At 73.0% G+C, this 6,497-nt stretch carries 8 protein-coding genes; 6 read left to right on the top strand and 2 right to left on the bottom strand.

All coding sequences use genetic code 11. The annotated features are described in order from the left end of the window. Window positions 1-95: 95 nt before the first annotated feature. Both STRAU_RS32495 and STRAU_RS32490 read right to left on the bottom strand, forming a co-directional pair. Complete coding sequence (locus STRAU_RS32495) at window positions 96-1,268, bottom strand: glycosyltransferase (RefSeq protein ID WP_016644663.1); 1,173 nt, start codon at window positions 1,266-1,268, stop codon at window positions 96-98. A 139-nt stretch (window positions 1,269-1,407) separates the two neighbouring features. Continuing rightward, window positions 1,408-2,556 carry a hypothetical protein gene (locus STRAU_RS32490; protein ID WP_037663384.1) on the bottom strand — a complete coding sequence of 383 codons (1,149 nt, stop codon included), beginning with the start codon at window positions 2,554-2,556 and terminating at the stop codon, window positions 1,408-1,410. Between the two features lie 304 nt (window positions 2,557-2,860). Here STRAU_RS32490 and STRAU_RS32485 point away from each other — a divergent pair, with 304 nt between their 5' ends. From STRAU_RS32485 to STRAU_RS32460, 6 genes are all read left to right on the top strand, one after another. Continuing rightward, complete coding sequence (locus STRAU_RS32485) at window positions 2,861-3,100, top strand: chaplin (RefSeq protein ID WP_016644661.1); 240 nt, start codon at window positions 2,861-2,863, stop codon at window positions 3,098-3,100. A gap of 318 nt (window positions 3,101-3,418) precedes the next feature. After that, window positions 3,419-4,051, top strand: a complete 633-nt coding sequence (locus STRAU_RS32480; protein ID WP_016644660.1) for a hypothetical protein — start codon at window positions 3,419-3,421, stop codon at window positions 4,049-4,051. Window positions 4,052-4,304: 253 nt separating this feature from the next. Further along, a complete protein-coding gene (locus STRAU_RS32475) occupies window positions 4,305-4,583 on the top strand; it encodes a hypothetical protein (protein ID WP_016644659.1) in 279 nt (92 codons plus the stop codon). A 388-nt stretch (window positions 4,584-4,971) separates the two neighbouring features. Beyond that, window positions 4,972-5,475 carry a DUF5949 family protein gene (locus tag STRAU_RS32470; protein WP_037663380.1) on the top strand — a complete coding sequence of 168 codons (504 nt, stop codon included), beginning with the start codon at window positions 4,972-4,974 and terminating at the stop codon, window positions 5,473-5,475. After that, window positions 5,475-6,149, top strand: a complete 675-nt coding sequence (locus tag STRAU_RS32465; protein WP_016644657.1) for a vitamin K epoxide reductase family protein — start codon at window positions 5,475-5,477, stop codon at window positions 6,147-6,149. Before STRAU_RS32470 ends, STRAU_RS32465 begins: the two co-directional genes overlap by 1 nt. 71 nt (window positions 6,150-6,220) lie before the next feature. After that, window positions 6,221-6,497, top strand: a 277-nt coding sequence (locus tag STRAU_RS32460; protein ID WP_037663378.1) for a tyrosinase family oxidase copper chaperone, incomplete at its 3' end; no start/stop codon positions are given.

Genomic DNA, 6,497 nt, shown 5'->3' with positions numbered 1-6,497 from the left:
GGGCGCGCCGCGGGGTGCGACGACGAGCGGCCCGGTCCGGTGCCGCTCGGCCTGTTCCGGCTGCCCGGCCGACTCGGTGACGGTACGTTCCGCGCTCACGTGGTACTGCACTCCCTGTGCTCGGTGGGCGCCGTGCCCAGAAGTTCGCGGTACACCGCTTCGACCGCGGCCGCCGTGCGGCGCGCGTCGTGGTGGTCCAGGACGTGCGCGCGCCCCCGGCCGCCGAGCGCGTCGCGCAGGGCCGGGTCGCGCAGCAGGACGGTCAGGGCCGCGGCCAGCGCGGCCGGGTCCTCGGACGGGACCAGGGCGTGGGCGTGGTGCGCGGCCGGCAGGCTCTCGCGGGCGCCGTCCACGTCGGTGAGGAGGACGGCCCGCGCGCAGGCCATGGCCTCCAGGGGCGCGAGCGCCATGCCCTCCCAGCGGGACGGCAGGACGACCACGTCGGCCGCCTGGTACCAGGACGCCACGTCGTCGGCCGCGCCCGCGAACGTCACGGACCCGAGGGCCAGGGAGTGGGCCTGTGCCCGCAGCGCCGTCGCGTCGGGCCCGTCGCCGACCAGGACGAGCCGCGCCCCGGGCAGCCCGGCGGCCACCTCGGCCCAGGCGCGCAGCAGGACGTCCTGGCCCTTCTGCCTGCATAGACGGCCGACGCACACCACGAGCGGGGCGTCGGCCACGTGGTCCGGGAACAGGAGCCGGGCCCGGGCCGCGCGCGGGTCCGCCGGCACGAAGTGCTCCGGGTCGACGCCGTTCGGGACGACCGAGCAGGGCCCGGCGATGCCCGCGCGGCGGCCGGTGTCCCGTTCCGCCTCGCTGACGCAGAGGGTGCGCGCCGTCCAGCGGGCCGCGTGCCGTTCCCAGGTGCGGGCGAGGAGGGCGAGGCTGCCGTCGACCGCCTCGAACGACCAGGCGTGCGGCTGGAAGACGGTCGGCACGCGGCCCCGCACGGCGACGCGCGCGGCGAGCCCGGCCTTGGCGCTGTGCGCGTGCACGAGGGTCGGCCGGACGGCGTAGACCACCTCGGCGAGGTCGCGTACCTCGGACCGCAGTCCGGGCCCGGGGGAGCGGGCCGCCGCCCACGGGTGGACGGGGACGGGCGCGGCCGACCGGGCCAGGGTGCCGCCGTCCGGACAGGCCAGGTGCACGTCCATGCCCGCCGCGCGCTGCGCCCTGACCAGGTCGGTGACGACGCGCGCCACACCCCCGTCGACGGGCTGGCTGACGTGCAGGACCCGCGGCGCGGGCGAGGAATTCGAAGGCGGGTGCATGCACGACTCCTTGAGTTCCTTGGACCAGGACGGCGGGACCAGGACGGCGGGACCAGGACGGCGGGACCAGGACGGCGGGATCGGGGCGGCGGGATCGGGACGGCTGGCTCAGGACGGCGATCCGGCGTACGCGGCCGCCCTACCGCCGCACGTCGACAGCCGCGAACAGCACGCCCGTCCAGGCCGCGTCCCGCCGCGCGGACATCCGCACCGTCAGCTCCCCGCGCTGCCCGCGCAGTCGGTCGCCGAGGCGCAGCACGTCGGAGTCGTAGCCCAGGGTGTTGGCGTACGCCGGTTTCCTGCGGGCCGGTCCGCCCGGCTCACTGACGGTCGAGTTGAGTACGTCGTCGGCGGGGTTGACGCGGTCCGACAGGGGGACGGGCCTGCCGCGGCCGGCGGACACATGGACCGCGTCACCCTTGAGGCCCCGGTCGCCGTCGTACGCCACGATCCCGGCGACGCCGTCGGCGCCGGGCGCGACGGGCACGCCCTTCATCCGCACGGTGTGCGCCGTGTGCCGCTGCTTCCCCGGCCCGCCGAGGGGCCCGAAGCCGTCCCACACGGCGATCGAACGCAGCGGCCGCGCGGCGTTCTCGTACGCCACGACCAGCGTCCAGCCGCCCCACGCCCCGCTCTTGGAGTGCCCCTTCGCCACGTTGACCTGCGCGACCGTGTACAGCCCCGCGCCGGAGCGGCGGACAAGGCCGGTCACGTCGGCCGACGCCTGGAACACGTCAGTGCCGCCGGTGACGCCGCTGACGCCGTGGCCCGAGAGGGTGTCGGCGAGGACGGCCTTGTAGCGCCCGCCGGGCTCGGCGACCAGCACCCGGCCGTTGTCCTTGGCCCGCTTCCGCTCCCCGGCCCTGAGGTTGCCGCCCCAGTACAGCCGGGCGTACGACACCTTGGACCCGGCGGGCAGCCGGACCTCGCCCGCCGTGGAGTTGTACGTGTTCGGGTCGTCGTCGATGTCCGCGTAGAACATCTCGAAGTCGTGGTTCGCGCCGGGCCCGCCGCGCCGCACGTCCGCGCAGGACGCGGCCGGGCGCGGCACCGCGCGGCGCACCGGGCGGATGACCGGCCGCGCCGGCGGGCGGCGGCAGGTGACGGCCGAGTTGGCGGCCCGCACGATCCCGCCGTGCTGGACCGCGTGGTACCGCTGCGCGAAGGCGACGCGATCCCGCTCGCCGCCGGGGGCGGGAGCGGCGGCGCCGGTGCCGTTCAGCGTGAGGCAGCCGGTCAGGCAGAGCAGGACGACGAGCACACGACGCGGGCCCAGAAGATGACGCATGACGGCACTGGCCTTCCACGGTGTGAAGAGTTCTGAACCACGGCAGGGAACGGTTGATCGCATTGAATGTGTACATCTGAACGCCTATGACGGAAATAGACTCAGAATGAAGCGCAACAGTAGCGTTTATTGCACGAATTTCTGCTGACTTGTCAACGTGTGTCGGATTGGCGAAGCACGTGGCCGGTCCGCGCGCGGCACATCACTCATCTGGGCGCACAACCCCCCGTCGGGCAAGCCAGTTGATCCCCACACCGGGCATCACGCACGGCTTCCGCATCATCAGACCAAGGAGCAGAACTCCATGTCGCGTACCAGCAAGGCCCTTGCCCTGTCCGCCGTCGCCGCCGCCGCCGTGGCCGGCGGGGCCGGTGTCGCCTCCGCCGACGCCGGCGCGCAGGGCGCGGCCGCCCACTCCCCCGGCGTCATCTCCGGCAACGCCGCCCAGATTCCTGTGCACATCCCCGTGAACGTGTGCGGCAACAGCATCAACATCATCGGCCTGCTGAACCCGGCGTTCGGCAACAGCTGCGTCAACGACTGACATACGGCTCTCCCGCACCCGGTCGGCTCACAGAGTCGCCTGGCGCAGAGCTGTCTGACGCAGAGTCGGCACAGCGGCGGCCGCCCCCGGTCTCGGGGGCGGCCGCCGTTTCCGTGCGTCCGGGTACTCCGATTGGACCTCGGCCCGCCCGGGCGTCGGCCGCCCCGGGACGCTCACTTCCGCTCATTCCCACCTGCGCTGATGCCGTTTCAGGCGAGGACAGAGGCCGCTTCGGGCCGCGGCGGCTCGGTTGCGGACCGGTGGTGCCGTTTAGACGGTGATCACAGGATCCGACGCATCACCGAAGGGAAATGACCTATGCGAGCTCTGCCCGTACGGCGTATCGCGACCTCCGTCCTGTGCTCGGCACTGCTGATCGGCACGGCGGGGCCCGTCTACGCCGTGGCCAAGGACGACACCGCGCGCAAGGCGGCGCAGAGCGCGCCGCAGGCACCCGTCCCAGGAGCGGATGCCCTGCTGGCGCAGGTGAAGTCGCTCGGTGACATCGCCGGTGTGCTCAAGCCGGTCACGGACCTGCTCAACGACGTGCTCAAGGCACCGGACGGCAAGCTGCCCGCCGCGGACCTGACCAAGCACACCGACGCCATCAAGTCCGCGCTCGACGCGGCCAAGGCGGCGGCCCCCAAGGGCGCCGAGGTCCCCGGGGCCTCGCAGCTCCCGGGGACTTCGCTGCTCCCGGCGGCCGCACAGCTCCCCACGGGCACCGCACGGGCCGCGCAGGCGCCGATGGACCTCAAGGGCGACGCCCTGGCCGCGCTGCAGAAGGCGGTCGACTCCCTCGTCAAGGCGGTCACCGCCGGCGACCCCGCGGCCGTCGCCAAGGAAGTGCCCGCCGTCCTCACCGGCCTGGTCAACTTCGCCACCGCGGCGCTCCTCGGCGGCGGCCTGCCCGCGCCGAATCTGCCGGGCCTGCCCAAGCTGCCGATCTGAGGCCCCCGCCCGCACCCGCGCCACCCGCCGCCCGCACTCGGGGCGGCGGGTGGTGTCGTCAACCCCGCGCGTAAATACGCCCGTTGATATGAGAGGCGCGGTCCCGCTTTCATCCGCGCGGGCCGGGAAGTTTCCTTTCCAGGGGTTTCCGTACCGTCCTGCGCTCGTTAGGCGTAGTGAACACAGACGACAGGCAATCACTGCCTGAACGGTGCCCTCCTGGGTGACCGACGTCGCCTAAGAAAGGAACACGATGAAGTCCCTCAAGGCTGCCGCTGTCCTGGCCGGGTCGATCGCCGTTGCCGGTGCCGCCACCCCCGCATTCGCGAACGGCCTGACGCCCACCAGCCTGAACGGCGGCCTGGAGACCGTTCTCGGGCAGTCCGCCCTTGACATGAAGCCGGTGAGCACGAACATGCTGGACACCGAGAACAAGGACTCCGTCGTCAACGGCGTCAAGGGCGCGACGGACAGCCTGAACTCCGGCGGCGGCCCCACGAAGATGCTCGGCGGACTTCCGCTCCCCAAGTAAGCCCCGGGTTCACCGAGCAGGTTCGGCCGGCAGGATTCCGCCGGGCAGGCCCCTCAATTCGCTTGATCCGGTGCCGTATTGGCCCGAGCGGGGAGCGGTTTCGCCCCGGTACGCCATTGCGATGCCTTTCGCATTCACGTCCATGAAATGACGTAGACCCGCGCCTTCGCGAGCGGGCCGGGGACGCCTCCGCAGCCGGAGGCGAAAGGGCCGGTTTCCGCGCTCGGCCGCCGGACCGGCCCTTCGGCGTCCATGAACGGCCGCCGCCCGGACGCCCGCGTCAAGCCCGCGGCCCCCGTGCCCCCATCGTGTGATGCCGCGTCCGCGCTCCGCCAGACAGGTGACAAAGCCCACCGAACGGCCCCCGGGCGTCTATAGCGTGCACCCCATGACCTCAACGTCCAACGAACAGCGCACTTTCCGGGTGGCCGACCTCGGAACCCTCGCCGTGCTCGCCTGGAGCGGCGAACACCCGGAGGACGAGAAGGACATGGCCTTCCTGCTGGCCTACTCCCTGGGCGACACCGAAGGCGGCCCCGAGGCCACCGCCGAGGCCATGCGCACGCTGCTGCGCGACGAGGGACTGCCCCTCGGCGGCCCCGTCCTCGACGGCGCCCGCACCCCCTCCCTGCCCGTCGGCCTCCTCGTCGAGGGCGAGCAGGCCGTGGTGAACATGCCGCACGTCAAGGCGCAGTGCGTCGTGCCGCCCGAGTGGCTCGCCGCCGTACGCGCGCGCGGCCACGCCTACTTCATGCTCACCACCCGGGCCTGGCCCGAGGGCAAGCCCGGCAGCCCCGTGAAGGAGGAGGCGCTGCGCGACTTCGCCGGCTCCGAGGAGACCCTCCTGAACGCGGCACACTGCCTGCTGCCCGTGCGCCGGCTGCGCGGCTGATGCGCGCCGTCGCACCGGCGGGCCGGGTACCGGCGCAGGGCGCCGCCGACCCGGCCGCCGCCCACACCGCCGCCGCTCCCGAGCCGGACAGCTCCCGGACGGCCGGGAGCGGCCGCGGCCTCGCCCTGCTGCTCGTGCTGACGGGGGCCGCGGGCCTGCTCGCCTCCTGGGTCATCACCCTCGACAAGTTCAAGCTGCTCCAGGACCCGGACTACGTCCCGGGATGCAGCATGAACCCGGTGGTGGCCTGCGGCAGCATCATGAAGAGCGAGCAGGCCGCCGCGTTCGGGTTCCCCAACCCGATGCTGGGGCTCGTCGCGTACGCCGTCGTCTGCTGCGTCGGCGTCAGCCTGCTCGCCGGGGCGGGCTTCCCGCGCTGGTTCTGGCTGGGGCTGAACGCGGGCACGGCGTTCGGCGTCGCGTTCTGCGCCTGGCTGCAGATCCAGTCCCTCTACCGCGTCAACGCGCTGTGCCTGTGGTGCTGTCTGGCGTGGGTGGCCACGCTGCTCATGTTCTGGTACGTGACGTCGCACAATGTGCGCCGCGGATTTCTGCCCGCGCCCGGGTGGCTGCGTATGTTCCTGAACGAGTTCACGTGGGTGCTTCCCGTGCTGCATTCGGGAGTGATCGGCATGTTGATCCTGACGCGCTGGTGGGATTTCTGGCTGAGCTGAATCCCTTTGGTTCCGCATTCATGTGGTTCCGCTGGACCACTGGTTCCGACGCACGGGAGGGGAACGTCGAAATGCCGTCCGTACGCACTGTTCACCGGCTGCGGCGCCGCCATCTGATCGCGGCCGCCGCCACCGCGGCCCTCGGCGCCGTCGGCGCCTTCCGCGGGCTGCGCGGGCCCGACGAGGAAGGGCAGCCGGAGGCGCCGGGCGGGCCCTCCTTCGACGAGACGTACCGGGGCCGGCGCATCCAGGGGGAGCCGGTCGTCCGGGGCGGCGAGCACGGCCCGGGAGGTTGGCGGGTCACCGTCGACGGGCAGCCGCTCGGCCTGATGCGCCGCGCCGACGGCA

It is taken from the genome of Streptomyces aurantiacus JA 4570 (genome assembly GCF_000414115.1).
Taxonomy (GTDB): domain Bacteria; phylum Actinomycetota; class Actinomycetes; order Streptomycetales; family Streptomycetaceae; genus Streptomyces; species Streptomyces aurantiacus_A.
The sequence above is the reverse complement of the archived record's forward strand: the minus strand, read 5'-3'. Positions and strand labels throughout refer to the sequence as shown.

Excerpts from the sequence above, each read along its gene's own strand:
- STRAU_RS32470 (WP_037663380.1), top strand. The coding sequence starts at position 4,972 with ATGACCTCAACGTCCAACGAACAGCGCACTTTCCGGGTGGCCGACCTC.
- STRAU_RS32480 (WP_016644660.1), top strand. The coding sequence starts at position 3,419 with ATGCGAGCTCTGCCCGTACGGCGTATCGCGACCTCCGTCCTGTGCTCG.
- STRAU_RS32495 (WP_016644663.1), bottom strand. The coding sequence starts at position 1,268 with ATGCACCCGCCTTCGAATTCCTCGCCCGCGCCGCGGGTCCTGCACGTC.
- STRAU_RS32485 (WP_016644661.1), top strand. The coding sequence starts at position 2,861 with ATGTCGCGTACCAGCAAGGCCCTTGCCCTGTCCGCCGTCGCCGCCGCC.
- STRAU_RS32465 (WP_016644657.1), top strand. The coding sequence starts at position 5,475 with ATGCGCGCCGTCGCACCGGCGGGCCGGGTACCGGCGCAGGGCGCCGCC.
- STRAU_RS32475 (WP_016644659.1), top strand. The coding sequence starts at position 4,305 with ATGAAGTCCCTCAAGGCTGCCGCTGTCCTGGCCGGGTCGATCGCCGTT.
- STRAU_RS32490 (WP_037663384.1), bottom strand. The coding sequence starts at position 2,556 with ATGCGTCATCTTCTGGGCCCGCGTCGTGTGCTCGTCGTCCTGCTCTGC.